The sequence below is a fragment of the Chryseobacterium sp. 22543 genome (assembly GCF_052044565.1).
Taxonomy (GTDB): Bacteria; Bacteroidota; Bacteroidia; order Flavobacteriales; family Weeksellaceae; genus Chryseobacterium.
In genome coordinates this window covers 765,410-790,296 of the sequence record NZ_JBQENH010000003.1, presented here as the reverse complement: position 1 = coordinate 790,296, position 24,887 = coordinate 765,410, and the positions used below count along the sequence as shown (strand labels likewise).

Sequence of the window (24,887 nt, the reverse complement as noted above, 5' to 3'; positions counted from 1 at the left end):
CATTGGCAGAGAAATCAAGAAGATTTACACCATACAATTATGCTTTTAATAATCCGGTTATGTTTATAGACCCGGATGGGAGAGACCCATTAAAGATTGGTAATCCCGAAAGTGCAGATGCTAAAAGATTACAGGCAGCACTAACTTCCACTCAAGCAGGGAAACAAGTTTGGAATGCTATGGTAAATTCAGAAAGATCTATATACATTCACTATGTTGGAGGATCGGATTTGACAAGAACAGAAGCAAGATATTTATATAATTCCTCAACAAATGGAGAAACAATGACGGGGAAAATGTATAATGATTTAAAAAAAACAGGTACTGTTTCACCTGAGTCAATGAATACAATGGCAAAATTTAACGAAAGTACAGGTGAATATGATAAAACAGCTGACTGGAATGAAACACATATTGTATTAAGTGAAAATGAAATAGCAAAGGCTAATGAAGTTGGTAAAATTGTTTTTGGGGATAAAGGAAGCGTCTTTGGTGATTTAAAAACGGGTGGAGAAGAGGCTGTCCATTCTGTTCAAAATAGTTTAGATTTTACTAAAAAAGTTCAGGATCCAGCTACTGGGAAATATAAAGAAAATCAAGAATCTACACCATATAATGAAAGGCGACATGAAATAGAAGCTAAGAAAGAAGCAGAAAAAATGGTGGATGAATTAAAACAAAATGATTAATGATGAAATATAAACTATTTATTATTGCAGCTACCATTTGGAGTGGCTGTTACTCTCAAAAAAAATTGCCAATGAAAGATTGTAGCTGTTATTTTAATATCGATTCTTTATCGCAAAGACCCTATTATAGCCCTAATTATTCATTGACAATTAATTCAGACAAGCCTGAAATTATGTCACTGTCAAAAGGAGTTGTTTCCAAAATAATTAACAGCAATGGAGTTTTAAGTGTAATTATCAGAAGTGATAATCTGTTTTATATTTATTCAGATATTTCGGTTTTTTCAAAAAAAATTAAGGCCAATAAAAATGTTTCTAAGGGAGATGTTATTGGTAAGGGAATTAAATCTCAAAATATATATAGTTCGCAATTGCAAATCTATAAAGGATCAAATATAATATCTGATACAAATAAGTATGTCAGCTGCGAATTCATAAAAAAATAAAAATTTAATATAAAATGTCCTTGATAATAATGAAGCCATTATTATGGCTTCATTATTATATTTCATGGAAAGGCTTTATATTCTTTTCATAAAACTAATCACTAACTCGAAAACAACAACACGGGAATGAAAAAAAACTATCTCGGAGTGCTAAATTTATGCGCTATTCTGGGCACATCTGCTCAGGAAGTGGTATGGCAGAAAGACATCAAATCCTCTACTCGGGATTTTCTAAGCCAGATTATCACAACCATTGATCAGCAGTATCTTATAACAGTAAGCTCTATCCAAAGCGATAAGCAGCAAGCAAAATAATGGTTACGATTTTCCTCCAAGAAAAATTTTGAACTTAAAAACAAAAGAAGTAATTTCTTGTGATGGTTTATTTAAACAATTAAAATCAAATAAATTACCTAAAATTCCAGCAAATGTATTTGCATATTCGATTTTTGAAGAAACATTTGTTTATTTAGAAGACCTTGCTACTTTTGATGCGCTACAATATTTACAAATAGAATATGATTTAAATAAATAGTCTTTATAATAAAAAGCCCTTATCTCATCATAAGTGCTTTTATTTTTATAGTACAAACAATGCCAAATCCTTTTTATAAAGCTAATTCATAATTAAGTTCTCTGTTTTATCGTCTTATCTTTTTTATACAATTAAGCAGTGAGGTAATAAACTAATTTCTTATCAAAGTAAATAAAAAAACGGCGCCACTTGTCTTAAAGTGGCGCCATTTGGCTTTTGGTGACCAAGACGAGCGTATCTTCAAACACTTTTATCGTTGACTTGGTTCGTTTGAGCCAAATTAAAAAAGAACTACAAAATTCATTTTTATCAAATAATCTTTTTTAGTTTTTGTCTATGGCAATTTAATTCTAAAAATTAATTATCAAGCAGCAATGGAATAGTTAGTCTTAAGTTGGCTTCAACTGTCCTTTACTTTTTAATAAAGATTTAATTAAGGAATAGTATGATTTTAGTAGATAGTTAGATTGGAAAATATAGTCTGGTAAGTTCAAATATTGTTGTCTACTTTATTCTTCTGTTCCTAAATGATATATATTGCTATTACTCATTCTTATTTGCTTAAGACATAGATTTTAAAACATTGAATTTGGAGGCCCAGAGGTCAACATCATCTTCGGGGACAGCTAATTGGAGTATTTTTCTTGGTCTTGTCATCCCAACATAGATAATTCTCAATTCTTCCTGTTCCTTTTCGCTGAGAGCAGTTTTATCTTTTTTGAGCATAGTATCGTAATTAAAACCTGATTTTTTGGATAGTAGAATTAGAACTGCATCAAAAGATCGTCCTTTCACCGAGTGAATTGTACCATGATAAAATTCAAATGGCTGAACATTCGTATCTGTTTTACCAAAATACTCTGAAATTAAATCTTGCCCAGTTCCAGTCTTGATGACGAGTGGTTTTTTCAAATTACGATTTGCTTCCTCTATCCATGCTGAAATAGTTTTGTCTGTTGTTGCTGGTAGTTTATCCATAACCTGATGAATTCCTTTCCGATATGTCATAAATCCTTTTTCATTAATTATCGTTTGAACGTACTCATTACTAGCAATAAGACTGTTTGTGTCATTTTGTCTTTTGTACTCTATCAAACCCCTTTCCATGAGTTTGTAACCTTTTATAAAAAGCCCTGAATCATATAAGAACTTACCTCTAATAACTGTTTTTACAAAGAGATTTTTAAATTCCCAACAGTCCATACTATTGTCGTAATTTACAGGAGTTAATCCGAGAAAATTCACTTTTGCTTTGCCACGATATAACACTGCAACATTTTTTTGTGATATTTCAATGCCATTCTCTGTACATTGCCTTAAGAAAGTTTCTAAAACACTATTGAAAGAAGCTATACTTTCCTCAATGGTAACTACGGTAGGATCTTTTTTGGATGCTTTCTTCTCTTTCAAGTATCCATTAATGGAAGGTTCAACGGTGAAATCCAGGATCCCTGGAGTTATTGCTACTGTTGAATTAAATGATGATAGATATCTGGTAAAATCGCATATTAACTGGGAACTTCTTCTGTTCTCAATCAATTCAATTTTGTTCCATGCAAGATACTTTTGGTCGAAAAGATGGGGTTTGGCATCGTTCCATTCAAAAATAGCTTGATCTCTGTCACCAATCAACATAATGTTTTCAGCTCCTTTTGAATTAAAAATATCGATTATTGCCATTAAAATTTCATCAGTATCCTGAGCCTCGTCAATTATAAAATATTCAAATTTCTTTGCTATTGACTCTGCTATTTTCGGATACTTCATTAATATTTTTAAGGACAGGTAATTAGCATCCGCTTGAGTTGCATAGCCCTTTTTGAAAAACTCCAATTTTGAGTTAATAATGTTTTGAATATTACCATTGATAGCACCTGAGATGTTATAATATTTCCACGGAAAAGGAAAGGACTGTGCAGGTGCACGTTGAATTAATTTATCATTTATATCGAAAGTTGTTTTATCAAAATATTGAGCGTAATCTTGAGGATATTTTTTGATACTCCATGTAGAATGTGGTTCACCAACCAGTTCCGGCCGATTGGGACATTCCATAATTAAATGTCCAAAAGGCAGGAAAATGAATTGATTGATGAAGCTATCTAAGGTTCCTATAAAATGAGGATGGCTAATTCCATTAAGTGAGAAGTTATCGGATAGTTTTTCTCTGATTTCGTCAACAGCAACGTTCGTAAATGATAATGCAGCGATTCCTTTTTTGCTAAAGTGATTTTTAGCAAATAATAATGCAATTCTCGACGCTGCAGAATATGTTTTACCACTACCCGGGCATGCTCGAACAACACAAAGTCCTTTATCAAATTGAGCAATTTGCTTTTGCTCCTCAGATAAGTTAGATAAAATCTCAGCTTCCTTATCCATCTATCAACCAAGTTATTCCATCAATAATATATTGAGGAGCTACAAACCCACTCCAATCGGGTTCAAACTCAATATTGTACGCAATTTGCTGAGCCAATTCAGATTTATCCTTAAAATTATTTAAGAGAATAAGAATCTCTCTTGCACGTTCTTCTTTCGAATGAGTTGAATTCAAGAATGTCGTACCAGTATGCATAGAGGCATAGAGATTCGATATGAGATTAATATTGTTTCCAGAAATCATTAACTCGTATTCAAAAGTAATCTTAGCAGTTACTGTTTTGAGATTGTTTTTTTCAAACCCGGTGGCTTTGATTGCTCTTGCTGACGGATTGTTTATTTTAGCTTCTACTTGAGCTCTAATAAAAGTCATTTTTGTCTCCAACCCCGGAATCTCCATTTCAGAAAGGTTCGCACCAAGTACAATTCTATTAGTTGAATCTAATAAATCGAGAGTTTGAAGATGCTTAATAATTGCTTTAGAAGTAATTTTATCTACTCCTTCTTCGATAGATTGGAAATCAATTGCTGATATAATTCCTCTGTCGTCGTCTGTAATAATAAGACATCTTGTAGCAAGCCGCTTATCCTCATCATCTGGATTATATAGTTTGGCAAAAGGTTCGAAAGCAACCCCGTCAATATTGACTAATTCAATGCCATTTTTTTCGATACTATATTTTCCAGGCGGTGCCATTCTCTTTGAAAGAATAGGAAGTAAGAGTGATTCAGAAATTCCTTCGACTAATATGGTTCCATTTGAAAAGAATAATTGTGATTTAGTGACATCGAGAAACTTTCCTAGATAACTAGTGTTCTTAGGTGCTAAATTTATATTTTTTACACTAACCACTTTTACTTCATTATTTAGATTTTGAAGAACATGAAGATTTTGGATAGATGTTTTGGCAGTTATAGTAGGTGAATGACATGTCATAAAGATTTGGACTCCAAAATCCTTTAATTCATTGAGATAAGTAAAGAATGTATTTTGTCTTTGAGGATGAAGATGTGCTTCAGGTTCCTCAATAAGCATTGCATAATAATGCTCTTTCTTTTCTATCCTTCTATTTTCAATATCGCCAAAAACTGTTGCAGAAAAAATTATGTTGTTTTCTCCCAATCCATTTTGAGATATATCAAAATATCTTTGTTTAGTCAAGTCCGCAGCAATAATGGAATCTGAGTAAATCTGTTTACTAGTTACAACTCCTTTGACGATATTATTATACTTGAAGTTAGTCAGTCCAATTTTAACTTTTGGATTCTTGTTTGCTATATCAGATTTCTCCAAATGCTTGTTTACTAAATTTTCTCCTGATTTAATTAAACCAGACCACTCGTCATCATTCACTACATTTTCAAGTTTTGTAGCTAGAGCAACTTTATGGTCATCGTCTAGGATTTGGTCAATTATTGATGGATTACCTTCTACGATTTGGGTCTTTGAATATTTCGACATTTCTCTGAATAGAGAAGATACTTTATTGTCTTTTGAATAAGGGCGAAGCTCATATTCAGCATTTCTCAATGGGGCTAAATAAGTATAATACAACAACTGTAGCTCATTTGAATCTAGTGTACTTGATTCACCTCCCCAATGTGACCATTTTAAACGTTTTCCATTTGCGTTAGGCTCTAACCAGTAGGTTAAATTTAATCTTAAGTCGACTTCTTCCGGAATATCGGGATTTTGCCATAACAAACTAGTAAAGTACTGACGGTCTTCTGCATATTCAATTTCAAAGATTAACTGAAATTCAATTGGCTCCAATATGTAATCTGGGTTAAATGTATCTAAATAGAAATCCTCATCATTTTTTATCCCAATTTCTCTGATTTGACTTCCTAATCCTAAACAAATTCTTAAAGCATCAATAATTGCGGTTTTTCCAGCGTTGTTAGGACCAATAATGACATTTACTTCTTTGTTGAAAGATATATTTAGTTCCTTGATAGAACGAAATCTTTTGATTGATAGGTGCTTGATATACATTTAATAGGGTAGTGTTTAATGAAATGGATATTTCTTTTTCTTAGTAAATAATCTGATTTCAATAGTTTGTATTTTATCAATAAAATGTTGAAAAAGGGACATCAGCAATAAGTTTTATTCCTAAGGAAAATTTAGTTATATTTCTAAATTCCATCAAATGCTCAATTACCAAATCGTTTGGTATTACTTGATTTTTTGCAGGTCTAATTCTAACGCAATTTGTTTCTACACCTAAAAAGCTTTCGCATTCTAAATTCCTAATAATTAACATGATTACTCTTCAATGGTTATTATCTAAAATTATAATTATTTTTTGAAATAGAATTATTCTTATGGATAAAAATTTTACGTTTAATGTAAATGATAATAGTAATTTCTAAAATGTGTTTTTGAGCCAAACTCAAATTTTCAAGTTTGGTCAATTTAATAAAATAAGGGATAGAGCTTTGACCTGTTTTTAAACAGGTAATAAAAATTGTTATTTAGTTTAATGCATTAATTCCAACTACTGAAAAAACTAAACATTCATTGGCTCACAACAATTCTCAAAACCTTCTTGCGACGGTAGTAAAACTACTTCTCCAAAAAAGTAGTTCTTTTAGAAAATATTTTAAAGCCTGAATATATTTATTTAATGTAGGCTTTTTAGCTTTTTAATACTTGACGAACCATTTTTTAGCTTTTAGGTAATTTTTTTATAATCCAATAAAAATTTGAAGTATATTAACAAAAAAAACTTAATATTTTACATGATACTTAAATTTATCAAAAATCAAAGGTTAAAAAAAAGGCGTAGTAACAAAAAACTATTAAAGACGCTCTATCATGAATTAGGACATTTGTTTATTGCTATTTTGTACGAAGATATATTTCAAATAAAGTTATTAGTTATTGATAAAAAAATAGCACAAAAAAAAAGTAGTTTGGATGTAAATGGAGGTTTGTCCATTACAGTTAGTCCTTCTATCTTACGAAATTTTAACGATAGCGAAGTCTTTGTAAGCATGAGTTTTGGAGGAATGTGTAGCCAAAATCTATTTTTTATATCTAATGAAAAAGATATATCCAACAAAATAAAGTCATTTATTGACTCACCTGATGAAAATATGGATAATGATGGTGGAGTGAAAGATTTTGAAGATGCAAAACCTTACATTATTAAAAACGCAAAAGTTTTAGGGATGGATGATGAAGATTATGTGAAGAGAATCCTGAAAATAAACTTTGACTATTTATCAAATCCGGAAGTTTGGAATTTTCTTGAGAGGTTTGCTGATGAAGTATTGCAAAGCAGGAAATTACTTTTCAACCGACAGGAAATATTTTCTATTTTTGAGAAAATAAAGGTAAGTAAAGATAAACTTCATAGTATTTATCTAAGTGCCTAAAGAATCTTTTACAATATCCAGAAATTTTTTAAAAGAAGAGAAAATGTTATCTTTAGAAGAAAAAGTTGATTTAGCAGAAAGAGAAGGGGATTTACAGGATGTTAGTGAGTTGATTGTTGAATTGTATGAACAAAACGATGACAATGCTTTAGATTTATGCATAAAGCTTGCGATGTGTGAATATGGTGGTCATACATATAAATCTGACTTTCAAAATATTGCTGCTTTAGGTGTACTGCATTGGAATTTAAAGGGACTTAGGAAGCTAGGGGAAGTAACCATAAGTAACAGTTCTTATAGGGCAATAAATAATGTTACTCGACTTTTAAGCCATATTTCAAGTAAAACATTAGCTCTCTTTCCACTTTCACATATACGATGTGCAAATGTTGTAATGTTAGATGTCTTTAGTGAAAAGTATAAAACCAGCGAATGGATTACCGTAGCAAAGGAAGTTTTAATAGATGTAGTAAAGTCCGTTGAAACTGATGAAAAGTTTCCTATTGGAATAACAGTTAATATGGGTTTTTCTACAAGTGAAAATGCTACAGAACACATATTTGCTGCATTGATCGCACGATGGTTTAATCTCAGTTCCTCAGGTATAAAACAGTTTTCAGATTTATTGACAGCTAAAGGCAGATATGAAATAGACTATCATAATTTTTTGGCTTCGAATCCATATATACTGGAACCGTTTCACGCTCAAATCTGGTCTAAACCTAGATTTGGTGAAGAACTTGTTCCCGATTTTTTAATTAGATCTATGGACAATTCTTACACTGTTGTAGAAATCGAGAGACCAGATGTTCCAATTTTGACAAAAGCAGGAGAACTTTCTGCTCAGACAACTCATGCTAAAAGGCAGGCTCTAGATTTTAGAACTTGGGTTCTTAAAAGTGGTCATTATGCTGCCCAACGTTTTCCAGGTATTTATAATCCATATTGTTTGGTAGTTATAGGCCGTGAATCGGAGCTGAATGAAATGCAGATAGAAAGATTAAAACAAGAAAATGAATCAACTCAGGGTATACTAAAAATTGTTGGTTTTGACTGGTTATTAAGCCGTGTAAAATCGACTTTAGATAATATGATTAACTACGGTTTTGACCGGCAAAATTTCCAAGAAACTGTAAAGGAATAAAGTTCAAAAATGCTCTTATGTTTAATCCTCTTAAGTCAGCTTTTAATAAATTTAATAATTTAAAATGTCAGATATAGTTCCAGCTTGGTTAAAAGCTATGCAAAATGGTGCTTTAGGAGAAGCTAGAGCAAAAGCATTTTTAATGGACAGATTTTGGATATTGGAAAGATCCGTTGATATTGAGGGTGCAGACTTGATAATACAGCGACGAATAACACAGAGAAATCTTTTGGATAAAAAGCCACCGAATTTTGGTATTGTCCAAGTTAAATTTTTTGAATCGGAAAAAACTACTCAGTTTATTCCGACAGATTATATCTTGGATAAGCAGGGCAATGCTAGAGAAGATTTTTTTGTATTACTTCATACGGGATTTGAGGAACAGGCAAAAATATATTTTTTAACTGCTGATGTAATAAAGACAGATTTTCAGGAAGTGGAAGCGGCTGGTATAAATAAGTTCAAGATTAAAGGTTCACAACTTTTTAGAACAGAAAAATATCTTGTTAAGTCAAATTCTAATACTCTTACAAGAATCGAAAATAGACTTGAATTTGCGGACTTTAAAAAAAATAGAGAATTCATCTCTTGGAAATTACCCAATACCATAACAAATACTTCAGCAATTCTTCCTGATTATCGAGAGGAAATAGAAAATTCTTGGGGTAACATTCCAAATGAATTTCAACGTATTAAAGATAATGCACTAAAATCTATGCGGGAAGTGGAAGAGATTTTTGACAGCCTTAAAGAAATTGCTAATGAGATTGACCCAATAAAAGCTTTCTCAAAAATAGAAGAATTTAACCTTGACTTTGGAAAGGATTATTACGGACCTTGGGGACGAACAATAACGGATGGTTTGTATGATGAAGATTTCTATTTTACTTGCAAAAACCACAAAGATAAAGTGGATAATTTGAAGAGCGATGGTTTGTTGGATGAATATATCGCAGCAAAGTCAGCTATCATAAGCGAAGTAATTGAATTCTTTTCTAATCGATTACCAATTGATAAGAATACTGTCCATTCGATGATTATAAGATTTTCTACTGCAAATTTTCAAATTCAATCAGTTAATCATCGTTTAATTAGTGCTTCCGAATATTTTAATGTACCAAATACATTAAACAAGTTTGGAGTTGTAAATATACCTAATTACTACAGTGGAATAAAAGATATTTCTGAAGATACCTTTGAATATTATTGGCTGGCAGGGCGAATAATTATAGATGAACAGTGTAACGTGAATTTAATTGATCTTTATAGGAAAAATCTTCATTCTGTTTATAGAGAATGCTTGGATAAAATGTATGATTTAAAATATGAAATAAAAACTTTTTAATATTGAAAATAACTATGGAATTAGAACAGAAAAAACTTGAGTTAATGGAGTCTTATGTTGCTCCTTTTCTAAAAGAGAAAGAAGAATTAATTGAAGAAATTAAAAAACATATTGAATATCATTTTAATGAAACTCCTGACTGCCTTTATGATATTAGGGATTTTATTAATAATAAGGATAGCAAATTTTCGCAATCCGTTATTTTAACTCAACCTCGAATACACTTTGCTGGATATGATATCTCGATTTTTGAGGGGCAGTTCTTGTCAGAAACATACATTAAAGCACAAAAAGTTTTAGATGATTTTAAAAAAGAAACAGAAACGCTCTACAAAAATTTAGCAGATATTGTTATAAAAAAAATGGACGCAGAAGAAGAACAAGAAGGAGGGAGGAAGATAAAAAATTAAGTATATCAAGATTATTTATATAGCAAAGATTTCTAATTTGTACACGTTATGAAGATTGTGGAAAATGTAATTCTTAAGAACAATATAAAATCTTTGATAGGTGATTTTTGAAAAAGCTCAACCTTCATTATATGATCATATTATAGTTAAAAAATCCCTGTTTAAAATAGAGTGCACCCAAAAGTTTAGACAAAATTAAATAATCTTTTGATAATAAAGAGTTCGATATTCTATCGGACTCTTTCCTTTTAAATTAAGTCTTATTCTGTCATTATTGTAATAGTTAATATATTGATGGATTTCTTCTTTTAATTCCCGTATTGACTTAAATTTCTTCAAATAAAACATTTCGGATTTTAGTGTTCCAAAGAAATTCTCTATTATGGCATTATCCAGACAATTTCCTTTTGGGGACATACTTTGGATAATTCCTTTTTGCTTTAAAATATTTTGGTAGGGCTTCATTTGATATTGCCATCCTTGATCTGAATGAAGAATCAAATTCTGGACGTTTTTTATTTTTCTAAAACTTTTTTCAGCATATTAATAATTTGGGCAAAAACAGGCTTTTCTGAAAGTTCATAGCTTATAATCTCTCCGTTAAATAAGTCAATAATAGGAGACAAATAGAGTTTCTTCCCAGAAACGTTGAATTCTGTAATATCGGTAGCCCATTTTTGGTTTGGATGATTTGTTTTGAAGTTTCTTTCCAAAATATTCGGTGCTATCTTTCCTTGTTTTCCACGATAGGACTTATATTTTTTACCCCGAATCAAACTTTTCAACCCTAAGTCTTTCATCAATCGCAAGACTGTTTTATGATTGATAATTATACCCCTGTTTTTTAACTCCAAAGTTATTCTTCTATATCCAAATCTTTCTTTATGCTGGTGATAAATTAATTGTATTAAGTTTTTAATATTATTATATTTATCCTCAACCTTACTACCTGAAAGATGATAATAAAAACTGCTTTTTGCCATACCTGAACAATTCAGCAATATTGCTAAACCATACTTTGGCCTTAACTCTTCGATGGCTTTTGCTTTTTGTTGGCTAGAGCTAAGGCGTCTAACTTTTTTAGATAATCGATCTCAGCACGAAGTCTTTCATTTTCAAGCAAAAGCTCTTGCTCTCTTGTCAAGAATTGTTCTGACTTCTTCTTTTTACCTTTATTATCATTCATTATTTTAAGTCTTCCTCTCGGATTATTTTCTAAACCTAAAATACCATTTTTTTCATAATCCTTTTGCCAGTTCAATACTGTCGATTGAGCAGGGATATTAAATCTAATACAGGCCTCTCGTTGAGAAAGATTCCCCGACTCAATGGATCTCAGAACTTTAAGTTTGAATTCCAGACTGTAGGATCGGTTCTTGCTGGGTTTAAGTCCGGATATACCATACTTCTTGTAAAATCCAAGCCATTTACGAAGGTTAGATTCATTAAACCCTTTTTCTAATGCAATCGATGCTATTGAACGATGAGAACTTATATGAAGTTTTATACAGTTCAACTTAAAATCAATGCTAAATTTTTCTTTTTTATACATAAAAAATGCCCCTAAAAAGTGTCTAACTTTTTGGGGGCAGTCTAAAACAGGGATTTTTTTTATAAATCTATCTTTTTTCGGCGTGGTAATCCTATTTCATGTTCTTGGGGATATGGACTCCGATGAGTCATGCTCACATCCTCCCGAAGACTTCTTTGAATTTCCTGAGATTTGTCTTTATCCATTGAGTAGCGGGGATCTGGAATAAGAGGCATTTTAGCCATCTTTGTAATAGTAACAGTAGGAAAGTGATAATCTACTTCGACTGTACCAAGCAAGAGATAAATGCCTCCTTCTTTAAATGGAAATTTTCTAAGGCTGTCTGGAAAATGAGCCGTATCAAAATACTGTCCTTCTGCATCAATCCAAGTTCCAAAGTACATATCGTCTTTTTGTCCCGGATGATTTTTCTTTTTGATGGGGACATGTTTCCTTGAAATAAGATAAGCAAGCATTTTGACTTGCTTCTTATGGTATTTCAGAAGATCTTTCACCAGAACATGCCCTCTGTATTTTGTTTTCAATAAATCAAATATGGAATAGGAAACTGGAAATCCAAGTATTTCGATTTCATCAAAAGCATCCTCAAAAGGATCCCTTTGAATTGCAGGTAATTGATAATCTCTTTGAGGCTGATCAAATAATGAAATCGTTTTGGTTCTGTATTGATTCTTTGACAACAGAAATCTGATTTCAATCAATAGTTCATGTTTTTGTTTACCGGTAAACCTGAATGCTCCTACAAAAATAAGTATCTGTAATGTTTCTATGCCAATTGGAATTCTTTTTACAAAATCTTCCAATGACTTATAATTTCCGTTTTTGTTTCTCTCTTCAGGGATCAATTCTTTAATAAGGCCTTCCAATCTTTCAATATGCATTAAGCCTAAGTATACCTCCTTTTCATAGAGGGTTGTTTGATACTCACTGAGATTTACACATGGATTGTGAATGACGGCTCCTGACATTTTAGCTTCATGAATATATACTTCTGTTCTGTAAAACCCACCTCCGTTGTTGATGGCTGATACCATAAATTCAATAGGGTAGTGAACTTTTAAGTATAAACTCTGATAGCTCTCTACGGCATAGGAAGCTGAATGGGCTTTACAAAAGGAATATCCAGCAAAGGATTCTATCTGCCGATATACTTCTCTGGATAATTGCTCGGGGTGTCCTTTTTTCTTACAGGATTCAAAAAAATCATCTTTTAATTTCTGTAGTGCAGATAATGATCTGCCCTTACCACTCATTGCTCTTCTCAATACATCTCCATTGGCGGCAGATACACCGCCGAAATGCATGGCAATTTTTATTACATCTTCCTGGTATACCATAATGCCATAGGTTTCACCGAGCTCTTTTTCAAAGACCTCATGAAAATATTCAAAATGACCGGGGTGGTTATGTCTAAAAATATATTCTCGCATCATCCCACTTTGGGCAACGCCTGGGCGGATAATAGAAGAGGCAGCTACCAATACTTTATAATTATCACATTTAAGTCTTCTCAATAACCCTCTCATAGCCGGTGATTCAATGTAAAAACAACCTATGGTTTTTCCAATACTCAGTAATTCGTTGCATGTGGCTTCATCTTTTGACAGGGTTGTATCCTGAATATCGATGGTAATGCCTCTTTTTTCCTCAATGAGATTTACTGTATCTTTTATGGTTCCCAAGCCTCTTTGAGACAAGATGTCAAATTTTTCCAGACCAATGTCTTCAGCAGTATACATATCAAACTGAACAATCGGAAACCCTTTTGGAGGCATTTCCAATGCAGAGTACCGAGTGATGGGTTCTTCAGAAATCAAAATCCCACAAGAGTGCATGCTCCTTTGATTAGGAAAATTTCTTAAGAGTTCCTCATACTTGTAAATCAACTGAACAATTGAGTTTTGATCATGATGGTTTTTCGGCTTTTTGGAGAGTTCACCCAATTCATCTTTAGGTAAACCAAATGCTTTTCCAAGTTCTCTGAACCTTGATCTGCTTTTAAACTCTACGTTGGTTCCGCAGAAAGCCACATGATCTTTTCCATATTTTGAAAATATATATTCCAAAATCGTATCCCGGTTTTTCCAGCTCCAGTCAATATCGAAATCAGGAGGTGTTTTTCGGTTGAGGTTTAAGAACCTTTCAAAATACAGATCCAGTTCCAGAGGGCATATATCGGTAATTCCAATACAATAGCTGACAATGGAATTTGCTCCGCTTCCTCTACCAACGTGCATAAAACCCATACGATTGCTGTATTGTATGATATCCCAGGTGATCAAAAAATAGGAGCAAAAATTAAGCTGGTCAATTACTGCCAGTTCTTTCTCGACTCTTTCTTTAGCCTGAAGATGATTGGTGCCATATCGTTTATGCAAACCTTCATAAGCCAGCTGTTTTAAAAGCAAGAAATCATTCTCCTTGCTGTCAGTGAAATGTTTTTTGTTTTTTGGAGTTTTAAAATCAAATTCAAAACTGCTTGCCTCAACAATATATTGGGTATTCTGAATAATTTGAGGATAGTATTGATATTTTTCTAAAAGCGTCCTCTTACCGATAAAAGTTTCATTGCTCTTGCAATAATCATTTTTTGATAATTTGGTAATCAATGTATTGCCTGCAATAGCTCTAAGGAGCTTGTGAAGTTGATATTCTTCTTCTGTTTTGAAAGTGACAGGCTGCAGAATTATCATTTTAGAAATCAAACATTGCCATTCCGGTTTTATCAGAAGGTTTAATTCATCTGTTCTTATTCCTATAAATTCATGATCAAGGAGATTATCGGGAATATTCTGCAGGGGATAGATTACAAAAGTATTTTTCAAATCAGGATTTGTTTTTGGAATTTCTATTCCCTCACAGTTGTAATCTGTCAAAAGCCTGTTAACTTCGGCAATACTCTCCTGGTTTTTGGCAATGCATATATAATATAATTCATTTTCAACTCTTATTTCTACCCCTACAATCGGTTTGATATTCTTTTCCTGACATAATTTATAAAAATCATAAATTCCTGTAATAGTGTTGATATCGGTCAAGGCCAGCACTTTTAATTTATAGTCAACAGCCTGCTGAACTAGATCTTCCAGAGATAAGGTACCGTATCGCAAGCTGTGATAAGTATGACAATTGAGAAACATAATCAATAAAAACTAGCTTAATATTCCTGAAGCCCTTCCTACACTGGAGGAGCCAAATCTATTTTTAATCTTATCCAATGTCTGATACAGAGATATCAATTCCTCAGTATCTTCAAAAAGATCCATCTGATGGCAGCCATGAACAAGCCCTGTAAATCTTACCCCAATAAGTCTAATTCTCATTCTTCGGGTATAGACTTTCTTGAAAAGCTCAAGGACATATCGTAACAAGTTATGATCTGCCGAAGTGTAAGGGATTTTACATTGTTTGGTTTCCGTATCAAAATTGGCATACCGGATCTTTACCGTAACAGTTGAGGTCAGCCATTTTTCCTGCCTTAGCTGATAGCAAAGCTTTTCCACCATTCCGGAGAGAATACTGTGAATATTTTGTATATCAATAGTATCCTGTGAAAAGGTATTTTCAGTGGATATAGATTTTCTCTCAGAATAGGGTACAACGGGAGTTTCGTCAATTCCATGGGCTTTTTTCCATAGAACTGTTCCATTTTTTCCAACCAGCTGCTGCAGGATATCAACAGGCATTTCCGAAAGGGTTTGTATAGTCTTTACACCCAGCCTTGAAAACAGTTGAAAAGTTTCAGGTCCTACCATCGGAATTTTCTTTACCGACAATGGGTTTAAGAAGGGTTGTATATTCTGTGCCTTGACTTCCAGTCTTCCCGGTTTTGCTTCCCCGGTTCCAATCTTTGAAACTGTTTTATTGGTAGACAACGCAAAGCTTATTGGTAAACCTGTGTTATTGGTTACTGCATCAGCAATATCATTTGTCCATTGGTAGCATCCGAAAAACTTGTCCATTCCGGAGAGGTCAAGATAAAATTCATCAATGCTTGCTTTTTCCAAGACCGGAACTTTTTCCCTGATAATATCTGTTATGGTATGCGACATATTGGAATAATATTCCATGTCACCTTTTATGACTAAAGCTTCAGGACAGAGCCTTAAAGCCATTTTTATGGGCATTGCACTCCGCACCCCAAATTCTCTTGCTTCATATGAGCAAGATGCTACCACGCCACGGTCTCCACCCCCTATGATAACGGGCTTTTTCTCCAATACAGAGTTTTTAAGCCGCTCACAGGAAACAAAGAACGTATCCAAATCCATATGTGCAATTGCTCTTTCCATGTTACAAAATTAGTCACGTTTTGAAACTAATTTTGTATTTTTGTTGTCTAAAATTGTAACAATGTCAAAATTCTCTGATAACATCGTGTTTTTGAGGGGAAAGAAAAATATGACTCAGCAAGAACTGGCAGATCTATTATTTCTTACCCGATCCAGATATGTTGCCTATGAATATGGTAGAACAGAGCCTCCTATTGAAATATTGCTTAGAATTTCAAAATTCTATAACATCAGCATCGACCTATTGTTGACTGTAGATGTCAGAAAATTTTCAATCGATGAAATAATGGAGCTTCCTGAGAACAGGATTGTTCTGCCTATAAAGGTTGATCAAGATGGAAATAATCAAATTGAGATTATTCCCCAAAAAGCTTCAATGGGCTACCTAAATGGCTACGGAGATCCGGAGTACATAGAAAGTCTGGAGACCATATCATTGCCTTTTTTAAAAGGGGGTAAGTTTAGGGCATTTCCAGCTGACGGAGATTCAATGCCTCCCTATAAGAACGGAACCTATATCGTTGGAAAATATGTAGAAAATCTTTCGGACTTGAAAACGGACAGAACGTATGTTTTCATTACCACTAATGATGGTATCAGTTACAAAAGATTTCAGTTTCATGAAGCAGATGGTATATGGGTTAAGGCTGACAATCAATTTTATGAGCCTTATAAAATTCCATTGCCTGAAATTAAAGAAATCTGGGAATTTGCCTGTAGTATTAATACCAAAGAATATGAGCCTGATGAATTTGCAGAACATCATATTCAAAACTTTATCACAGAAATTAAAACTGATATCAAACAGATCAAAGAAAAAATAGGAGATAGGAATTGAATCTATTTTGAGTAAATGGCGTAATCAAAAACTTCCCCGAAGGGAAGTAAAAACACAAATGATGAAAAAATCCCGTAGTAACGGGATATTGCTAAGATAGATATTTTAATATAAAGTTATCATGACCCAGCTGAGTTTATTTGAGGCCGAAGAATTCTATGAGTTTCCAAAAGATCTTTTGGAATACAAAGAAAATTTCCTGAGCAGGGAAGAAGCCGACCTGCTTAAAAACGAATTATTGGATACTGCTCCCTGGGAACAGCGTACCCAGAAAATGTACGATAAGATGGTGCTTACTCCACGGTTGACTGCTTGGTATGGAGATTCAAAATATAATGATTCTGATGAAGATAAAAAGCCAACGAATCCATGGACTCCTGAATTGTTTTCATTAAAAGAAAGAATAGAAAAAGAGTTCGGTTATCAATTCAATGGCGTATTACTCAATCTTTACCGTGATCATAATGATTCCGTCGCCTGGCACCGAGATAAGGAAAGCCGATATGGAAAACGTCCTGTCATCGCATCCATTAGCCTAGGACAAACCAGAAACTTTGATTTCAGAAAAAAAGACCATCATCAGAGTAAATACAGTCTGCCACTTCCTCATGGCTCCTTACTTATCATGAAAGGAGATCTTCAGGAAAACTGGGAACATAGAATTGCCAAGTCAACAATATCTATGCAACAACGTATCAATTTAACTTTCCGCTTGATTAATATAGAGTAAATTTAATACCCGAATAAGAAATAAAATGTATTACGAACAACGATATATAAAAACGCCAAAGAGTAGTTTAGAAATTCAGCTTATTGATGAACAAAGCAAAAATACTCTTTCTGATATTTTAGCTCAGAATAATAGAATTGTTTTGCTGGGGAATCCTGGAATAGGCAAGTCAACCGAACTTAATATTTTATTTGATCTTTTAGAGGTAAAAAAGGAAGACGATTTAAATTTTCCATTCAGAATTGATCTGAAACACTTTCGTGCAGTTTCCAAATTTGAAGATTTAATTCATTTTAAAAAATGGGAAGAACTTCCATGTATAACTTTTATCCTTGACGGACTTGATGAAATTGCTGCTATTCAAGATTTTATTTCAGAGTTGGAAAGCTTTCTAAGTAAGAATGAGGATAAGAATATAAATGTTGTTATTAGTTGCAGAACAAATATTTATGAAAAATATTTAATTAATATTTCAGGGTTTAAATACTTCTATCTTGATGGATTGACAGACAGGCAGATCAATAACATACTTGAAAAACGTATTTCCAAACTACTAAATAATGGTGAGCTAAACAAATTCAGAGTATATTTAGAAAATCCCTTTAATTTAAATTTGTTTTGCGAGTACTATGAGAGTAAAGGATCTTATCCAGAAACTCAAGCAGAATCTTGGGATTTATTTATTGAAAATGAGTTAAAAAAGCTAACTAAAGATAAGCTGAAGAAACGAGAGGAAATTGTTATTCCTCATATCAAGGACTGTTTGAAAAAAGTTGCTTTCGCTAGTGAATTAATGCAGCAGAATTATATTTCAGAGGATCATGTTTATGAACTTTTAGGTAAGGATGATAAATCGACTTTCGAGCAGATATCATTTATCGAAAAGCTACCGGATTCTGGTAATTATACTTTTAGACACAAGAATTATCAAGAGTTTTTTTCTGCAAAGCTCCTAGCAGAGTTTAGTACAGAACAAATTATTTCGCTTATCAGACTTACTCCGGAAGAAAATATAACAAAACCCTCTTTGTTTAATACAATCACATTTTTACTTAACATAGTTGATGATGATAAGCTTGCTGATATTGAAAAATGGCTTCTGGAAAATGAGCCTGAAGTTTTATTTTTAACAGAAAAGGGTAGGCTAGGTGAATCTATACAACATCAAATATTTAGAAGGTATTTTAATGAGATTTCTGTAGAAAAAACATTTTGGTTTGGAAAAGACAGAAGATTTTCAATTGATAAGATTGCAGAATTTGCAGATATTGATTTTTTGATAGAAATTATTAAAAAAGGCAATCATTTTCGAAGTGTTATTTCAGCATTAGATGTTCTTTCCTTTACCGATTCAAGTAATAGAGATTTTGAAATTAAGGATATATTTCAAGATATGATATTTTCAGGGGGAAGATATAAGGAAGAGGCTCTACGGTCATTCAGATCAAAGGGTTTTCATAAAAATGATCAGCAACTTTTTAAGGAAATCGCAACCCATTTTTATGATGACTTCTCGCCAGAAATTAACCATCAGATTATTGCGATGATTGCTGATTTTCAAAATGTCGACGAATATTTTGATATATTAATCAATTCATTATATAAGCTTTACGAGATTAGACCAGAACGAATTAAAGATAATACGATGCGTGGGACTCGATGGCTTTTAGAAAAAATATTCTTAAAAATTAAAAATGCTGAGAATTTTTTAGCAGTATTAAATGTAATTTTTAACTCCAAATTTGATTTAAAGCTTACTGATTTCTACAGCAAAGATTTCAGAGAAAAACTTATAGTAAGAATCCTATTCTTTGTTGATAAAGAAAATGACTTTTTATTCAGAGTAATTGATGCTTTTTTAAGGCCGGAAGACAGCTTTATCTATAGGAGAGATAATATTTTAGTTGAGATTATCAACCGTACATCTAAAGATATAAATGCTTTCAGATATATTGTCAATACCTATGGACTCTCAGATAAAAATTACCTCCTATTATGCCTGTTTAATAATCAAATATGTGTTGATTATTTAGTAGAAAGATACATAAATAAAGAGCTGAAGATTCAGAAATTAACTGATATCAACTATTTACGAAACAGGTATTTTAATAATTCTTTCGAATTGGGATATTACTTTGAAAAAGTATTCAAAGACGCAGGTTACGAATTCCCTGATGATTTACCTAATAAAAAACAAATGGCTCAAGAAGATTTAAAGAGAAAAGAACTTATTCAAAGTAATTTTGAGATTCTTTTCAATAAAGAAGCTATGGCTTACAAAGTGGCGGAGGTTTTCGATACAAATAATATTGAAGATATGACATGGAAGATGATTCATAATATAGAATGGGACTGGTATACAACGGAAGATATTCATGGTGTCCATCATTCAGTTTTTAAAGCCATTGGAACTTCTGTGAGAGATACTGAAAGCAAAACAAAAGAGGATGTTATTAAGCATATTGGCAATGATTATTTTTTGCTTTTCCAGATTAAAGATAAAATTAAAGATCGAGAAAATGAGGGTTTTGAAGTAAAAGAGGAGCATATTGCTTACATTAAAACTTTCGCATTAAAATTTGCTAAAGAATTTAAGTTTGATAAAGTAATCAATATTAAAAGTGATGGAAACTTAGGTCTTTACAACGGTTATTATGTACTAAAATTGTTATACTTTTTTGATAAAAAATATGATATTAAGTATTCACAGGATTTTTATTTAAAGACATTGAGATATTGCAATATTTTTGGTAGTGCTGAAGGTACTATACAATTTGTTAAAGATAGGGTTGCTGATATAAAATTATTTAATGAACAAATTATTTATAATCTGAATAATGAGATGCTAGATTCCAGCTCATTAAAAGATCATATTGAATATGCAATAGAAAATAAACTAGAGGAGGCCTACAATGTAATTGAAGAGAATTTTTTAAATGACAGGTTTATTTATTCACAAAAAAACTTTTTATCGAAGTATGTAGAATTGATACCCAAAGCAAAGCAGATAATTTTTTTAGAAAAATGTTGTACAGAAATTGATTCCTACTTGTGTTGGAGAGCAGTTGAAGTAACGGTGGAAAAGAAGATAAACGAAAGCTTCATCTTAAGGATTGCTAAGCAATATCTTGATGAAAAAAAGGATCCGTTTGTCTTTGCTTCGGATGCTTTAAATGTCCTTTTTCATTGTAATGCTGAAGGAACTCTGTCAACATATGCAGGATTACTTCGTAATTTCAGTCAAACTGTACGGAAAGACTATAGGGATGATTATAATATCAGGGATATTTCTAACTATAAACGTTTAGACGAATTACCTATGTTGGTAGAGATTTTTGAGATTGCTTATGATGAAAATTTAAAGAAGGATACTTTTGATTTCCATCATTCTCAAAACGTTTTTAAAGCCTTGGTTTCGAGTTTATCAGATACAAAGAAAGGTTATAAAGCAATCCATGCTATACTCTACGACTTGAAATCAAAAATTTCAGATAATGACAGTAAGTTATTTTATGTAAATATGTTAATCGATGACTCTCAATTATCATACTATGCTTCCATTTCAAAGCCTTTTACATTTAAAGATGCAAAAAACTATTTAGAGTATATAGAAAACAATGATAAACAAAAGACAATAATTATGGGTGACTATTTTGATTTCAAGGGAGCTAATTTGAAGAATACTCAAATTGGGGGTAAAGGCAATACATTAAATGTTTATTCAAATAATGAAGATCTTAACAGGGCAAAAGAAATCTTAAAAGAATTTGAACAAATCAAGATCGATAACGAAGAATGGAAGAATATCTTCACAGAAGGTCTTGCTGATTTAACATCTTTGTCGGAAGAGCAATCTGAACCGGAGCAGGAAAAGTCAAAAAGTACTTTACGAAAAATTCACGATTACATACTGGATATTGGTAAAAGAACCAATGACTGGAAAAACATAGCTGTGCTTCCGGTAGAATTTCATGATAAAGTTCCAAAACTAATAGAGTTAGGTAATAGTTTACTTAGAGTGCTACACTTAAAATAATTTTTCAAAAATATTTTAGGATTAAAATTACTATTATAAAATCTAAGATGTAAGATCAATCAAAATTCTTCAAAATTAGAAAATCATTAAAATCATCTATACAGTAGTTAGTAATCGAACAGAGGTTAATTCTATAATTTTCATCCCGACACAATTCTGAAAATAAAACTTCACCCAGCATTTCCATATTCTTAAAAGTTGTTTTGATAATTCTACTAAGATATCTTTCAACATCATAGTTAAGGTTTTCTTCTTCTAAAATATTAGGAAGCAAATTGTCCTTAGTAAATAAATCCTTTATAGGAATTCTCATAAGAAGCTTTCCCGAATCTCTAGACAACATAATGTCTTTTCCCTTGTGAATAATACTGTCTCTTATTTTTTTTGTATCTTCTAGATCTGATTGAATATATTCTAAGTATCTAACAACTTCAGGTGGTAACTTGTCACTATTATTTGGATTTTGAGCAAATGTTACCAAATTATTTATTGAATCTTTTTGAGGATATTGTTTAAGCTGCTTTTCATTAAGACAAATTTTGATAAAGTGATAAAAAAAGTCATACAAACTTCTAAGATTTGTAAAAATATTTTCTAGAAGTAATACTGTATACAAATCCCCTTTATATGTACCAACTTCAATATTATTATTAATTTCTTTAAATAAACACTAGTTCATAGATATATTATGAAGATCGTTAGTATATCCATTTAATGCTGACTTAATTTTACCATATTCTCTTAATTCATTTTGCGAATAATTTTTTAATGGTTCACCTGAACCTGTATATGTGGAATAGTACCAAGAAGTCATTACTGAAAGAAGTAATGAAGAAAAAGTTTCTTCACCTACTTTAAATCCTTCACGCCCAGTAAGGATAGTACCTTTTATCACAAGTCTCTTCTTATCCATAGAAGTCTTCATACTATAGGAATGTTATTAATAGTTTTAGTTTTTATCAAATGTATTTAAAATTAACATATGAACTTTAATGAAACCTTTGAAAATGATTCGTTTATCACAAATAAAGATTATTGAAAATGTTGGTTGATAAGGTTTTAATTTGTTGTTTATCAGTTTTTTATAATGTTAACTCATATCGAGTTAATTTAATAATTGTGAGTTTATACTATTCTTTTCTCTTCTTATTTTTCTTTGTGCTTTATGAAAACTTCTTCGTTACTACGAAAAAGTAGTGATTTTATATGATTTCTGTTGGTCAATTTTACATCACCAACAATCATAAAAATCACAGTTATGAATATTGAAAGAACAGAATTTATAGCCTGGATGGAGAGAATCATGGAAAGATTTGACCTACTGAAAGAACAGATGCTTAAGAACCAGTCCAGATTTATAGAAATAGACGGGGAGCAGCTTCTGGATAACCAGGATGTTTTACAGCTTTTAAAAATAAGTTCCCGATCATTACAGCGGTATCGAACTGATAAAAAGCTGCCTTACTATACCATCAGCGGAAAGCTGTATTATAAGCTTTCTGATGTCCATCAATTGATCAGAGAATGTTTAAACTCTTGATAGTAATAAGACATCAACAGCCAAATTATTCATCACCATTCCAATCTTTTAGAGCATCTTAATTGACCTATACCTTGGTTGCATTAAATGAAATACAATGGAAAATGAATTGATAAACTCTCAGGAACCCAATGAACTCAAACCATCAACAGACACACTCCTTGTCCTGAACATTCATACCAATCAGGTTGAAATGGTCAAAGGAATTGATAAAGATGGAAACCTTCAAAAAGTTCCTCCACAAGAAAAAAAGGATAATGAGCAGCTGATCAGCGTTGATAAACACGGAGATATTTTCTCCAACTTCTTTTCCAACTTTTACCGGCAGCTCAAAAATCCCACGCATTTCAACTTTTTCAAAGTTTCAGAATACGATGCTGTTAATACCGCTAAGGATCTTCAGAAGTATGTTGATCAGGCATCACCTGAAGAAAAAGAAAAGCTGCAAGACTACGAAATTTTACCTCAACACAACAACAATCCAAAAAATCAAAATACAATGGACAACAACACAGACAATCAGGAATATCGTTTTCAGCCTGAACAGATCGACTGGAAAACGATGGAAAAGTTCGGACTTAATCAGGAGAAGCTTGAAAAAATGAATGCGATGGATGCATTACTTAGGGGATTTAAAACCAATACACTAATTCCCATCACCATTAATCTGGGAACGGCGGTCAGTAAGATGGATATCCGATTATCCCTTCAGACAGGAGATACAGGACAGGTTGCCGTTCACCTGCATGGAATCCGAAAAGAGCCCAGTCTCAATAATAAATTTCTGGGTCATCAGTTCACGGATGAAGACAAGAAGAATCTCAAAGAAACCGGGAATATGGGCAGGGTAGTAGATCTGGTCAATCCTAAAACGGATGAAATCATTCCATCGGTTATAAGCCGTGACCGTTTAACCAATGAGTTAGTAGCTTATCGAGCGGAGTATATGAAAATCCCTGATGAAATCAAAGGAATTAGGCTTGATGAACACCAAAAACAAACGTTACTGGAAGGAGGACCATTGTATCTTGAAGGGATGACTTCCAAAAAAGGAGAATTGTTCAATGCCACCGTACAGTTCAATGCAGATAAGCGCTATGTAGAATTTCTGTTCAATAATAATCAGACACCGCAACAAAGACAACAACACAATCAACAGCAAACTCAACCTACGGCTCAAGAAGCACCCAAAATATTCAGAGGAAAAGAACTGGAAGATTCACAGTATGAAAAGTTCAAAGCCGGGCAAACCGTTTACGTTGACGGTCTTACCGATGCTAAAGGTAAAGCCTATCAAGGCTATATTACCTTCAACAAAGAAACTTCCAAAACCGATTTCTCTTTCAATCATCCTAATAAACTTAAAGAGGAGGCAAAGCCTACAGAAGATCATAAAACCCAAACTGCGGTTAACACCCATGGTAAAACCAATGAAGCTACTAAAAATGTGAACGAGCCTTTAGAATCCAAACAGCAGCAGCCTGTTAATAAACAGCAGGAAGACCAGCAAAAAAAGGTTAGAAAACCAAGAGGGCAAAAACTATAATAAACATCTAAATCCATC

21 protein-coding genes and 1 pseudogene are annotated in these 24,887 nt (G+C 32.5%); 13 read left to right on the top strand and 9 right to left on the bottom strand.

The window, feature by feature from the left end; translation table 11 throughout:
- The 4 genes from ACTJIP_RS14415 to ACTJIP_RS14400 form a co-directional block, all read left to right on the top strand.
- Window positions 1-689 (top strand): hypothetical protein (locus tag ACTJIP_RS14415; RefSeq protein ID WP_440704769.1); only part of this gene is annotated, 689 nt, incomplete at its 5' end.
- The gene (locus ACTJIP_RS14410) at window positions 689-1,135 is read left to right on the top strand and encodes a hypothetical protein (protein ID WP_149389411.1); all 447 of its coding nucleotides are present in this window, start codon (window positions 689-691) and stop codon (window positions 1,133-1,135) included. The genes ACTJIP_RS14415 and ACTJIP_RS14410, both read left to right, overlap by 1 nt.
- Before the next feature lie 126 nt (window positions 1,136-1,261).
- The gene (locus ACTJIP_RS14405) at window positions 1,262-1,450 is read left to right on the top strand and encodes a hypothetical protein (RefSeq protein ID WP_440704768.1); all 189 of its coding nucleotides are present in this window, start codon (window positions 1,262-1,264) and stop codon (window positions 1,448-1,450) included.
- A gap of 28 nt (window positions 1,451-1,478) precedes the next feature.
- Window positions 1,479-1,670 (top strand): hypothetical protein, encoded by a 192-nt coding sequence (locus ACTJIP_RS14400; RefSeq protein WP_047388355.1) that lies wholly within the window; start codon window positions 1,479-1,481, stop codon window positions 1,668-1,670.
- Window positions 1,671-2,231: 561 nt separating this feature from the next.
- On the opposite strand, the gene ACTJIP_RS14395 is transcribed toward ACTJIP_RS14400, so the two are convergent.
- Entirely contained in the window at window positions 2,232-4,052 is a 1,821-nt protein-coding gene (locus ACTJIP_RS14395; protein ID WP_440704767.1) for a UvrD-helicase domain-containing protein, read from the bottom strand.
- A complete protein-coding gene (locus ACTJIP_RS14390; RefSeq protein WP_440704766.1) occupies window positions 4,045-6,048 on the bottom strand; it encodes an ATP-dependent nuclease in 2,004 nt (667 codons plus the stop codon). The genes ACTJIP_RS14395 and ACTJIP_RS14390 overlap by 8 nt, the downstream gene beginning before the upstream one ends.
- A 749-nt stretch (window positions 6,049-6,797) precedes the next feature.
- Here ACTJIP_RS14390 and ACTJIP_RS14385 point away from each other — a divergent pair.
- The 4 genes from ACTJIP_RS14385 to ACTJIP_RS14370 all read left to right on the top strand — a co-directional run bounded on the left by ACTJIP_RS14385 (window position 6,798) and on the right by ACTJIP_RS14370 (window position 10,335).
- On the top strand, window positions 6,798-7,436 hold the full coding sequence (locus tag ACTJIP_RS14385; RefSeq protein ID WP_440704765.1) for a hypothetical protein: 639 nt from the start codon (window positions 6,798-6,800) through the stop codon (window positions 7,434-7,436).
- Window positions 7,437-7,479: 43 nt separating this feature from the next.
- Complete coding sequence (locus ACTJIP_RS14380) at window positions 7,480-8,580, top strand: Shedu anti-phage system protein SduA domain-containing protein (RefSeq protein ID WP_440704764.1); 1,101 nt, start codon at window positions 7,480-7,482, stop codon at window positions 8,578-8,580.
- 64 nt (window positions 8,581-8,644) lie between these two features.
- Window positions 8,645-9,925 (top strand): hypothetical protein, encoded by a 1,281-nt coding sequence (locus ACTJIP_RS14375; RefSeq protein ID WP_440704763.1) that lies wholly within the window; start codon window positions 8,645-8,647, stop codon window positions 9,923-9,925.
- Window positions 9,926-9,939: 14 nt separating this feature from the next.
- On the top strand, window positions 9,940-10,335 hold the full coding sequence (locus tag ACTJIP_RS14370; protein ID WP_440704762.1) for a hypothetical protein: 396 nt from the start codon (window positions 9,940-9,942) through the stop codon (window positions 10,333-10,335).
- 195 nt (window positions 10,336-10,530) lie between these two features.
- Here ACTJIP_RS14370 and ACTJIP_RS14365 read toward each other — a convergent pair whose 3' ends face one another.
- The 5 genes and pseudogenes from ACTJIP_RS14365 to dinB form a co-directional block, all read right to left on the bottom strand.
- Window positions 10,531-10,800, bottom strand: a complete 270-nt coding sequence (locus ACTJIP_RS14365) for a transposase (protein WP_440704776.1) — start codon at window positions 10,798-10,800, stop codon at window positions 10,531-10,533.
- Window positions 10,792-11,372, bottom strand: a pseudogene (locus tag ACTJIP_RS14360) (IS3 family transposase); the annotation flags it as partial. The pseudogene ACTJIP_RS14360 and the gene ACTJIP_RS14365, both read right to left, overlap by 9 nt.
- Complete coding sequence (locus ACTJIP_RS14355) at window positions 11,360-11,887, bottom strand: helix-turn-helix domain-containing protein (protein ID WP_440704761.1); 528 nt, start codon at window positions 11,885-11,887, stop codon at window positions 11,360-11,362. The gene ACTJIP_RS14355 and the pseudogene ACTJIP_RS14360, both read right to left, overlap by 13 nt.
- A 59-nt stretch (window positions 11,888-11,946) precedes the next feature.
- Window positions 11,947-15,027, bottom strand: coding sequence for a DNA polymerase III subunit alpha (locus tag ACTJIP_RS14350; protein ID WP_440704760.1), 3,081 nt, complete (start codon window positions 15,025-15,027; stop codon window positions 11,947-11,949).
- Window positions 15,028-15,039: 12 nt separating this feature from the next.
- Window positions 15,040-16,179, bottom strand: a complete 1,140-nt coding sequence (gene dinB / locus ACTJIP_RS14345; protein ID WP_440704759.1) for a DNA polymerase IV — start codon at window positions 16,177-16,179, stop codon at window positions 15,040-15,042.
- 61 nt (window positions 16,180-16,240) lie between these two features.
- Between dinB and ACTJIP_RS14340 the strand changes: the two genes are divergently transcribed.
- The 3 genes from ACTJIP_RS14340 (at window position 16,241) to ACTJIP_RS14330 (ending at window position 21,783) form a co-directional block, all read left to right on the top strand.
- A complete protein-coding gene (locus ACTJIP_RS14340) occupies window positions 16,241-17,017 on the top strand; it encodes an XRE family transcriptional regulator (protein ID WP_440704758.1) in 777 nt (258 codons plus the stop codon).
- A 121-nt stretch (window positions 17,018-17,138) separates the two neighbouring features.
- Window positions 17,139-17,747 (top strand): alpha-ketoglutarate-dependent dioxygenase AlkB family protein, encoded by a 609-nt coding sequence (locus ACTJIP_RS14335; RefSeq protein WP_440704757.1) that lies wholly within the window; start codon window positions 17,139-17,141, stop codon window positions 17,745-17,747.
- 25 nt (window positions 17,748-17,772) lie between these two features.
- A complete protein-coding gene (locus ACTJIP_RS14330) occupies window positions 17,773-21,783 on the top strand; it encodes an NACHT domain-containing protein (protein WP_440704756.1) in 4,011 nt (1,336 codons plus the stop codon).
- A 55-nt stretch (window positions 21,784-21,838) separates the two neighbouring features.
- Here the strand turns inward: ACTJIP_RS14330 and ACTJIP_RS14325 are convergent, their stop codons facing one another.
- Complete coding sequence (locus ACTJIP_RS14325; protein ID WP_440704755.1) at window positions 21,839-22,399, bottom strand: hypothetical protein; 561 nt, start codon at window positions 22,397-22,399, stop codon at window positions 21,839-21,841.
- 54 nt (window positions 22,400-22,453) lie between these two features.
- Window positions 22,454-22,708: a hypothetical protein gene (locus ACTJIP_RS14320; protein ID WP_440704754.1), complete on the bottom strand. Its 255-nt coding sequence runs from the start codon at window positions 22,706-22,708 to the stop codon at window positions 22,454-22,456.
- Window positions 22,709-23,041: 333 nt separating this feature from the next.
- On the opposite strand from ACTJIP_RS14320, the gene ACTJIP_RS14315 reads away from it, so the two are divergent.
- The gene (locus ACTJIP_RS14315) at window positions 23,042-23,323 is read left to right on the top strand and encodes a helix-turn-helix domain-containing protein (RefSeq protein ID WP_007845572.1); all 282 of its coding nucleotides are present in this window, start codon (window positions 23,042-23,044) and stop codon (window positions 23,321-23,323) included.
- Window positions 23,324-23,420: 97 nt separating this feature from the next.
- Complete coding sequence (locus ACTJIP_RS14310; protein WP_440704753.1) at window positions 23,421-24,869, top strand: DUF3945 domain-containing protein; 1,449 nt, start codon at window positions 23,421-23,423, stop codon at window positions 24,867-24,869.
- Window positions 24,870-24,887: the final 18 nt, after the last annotated feature.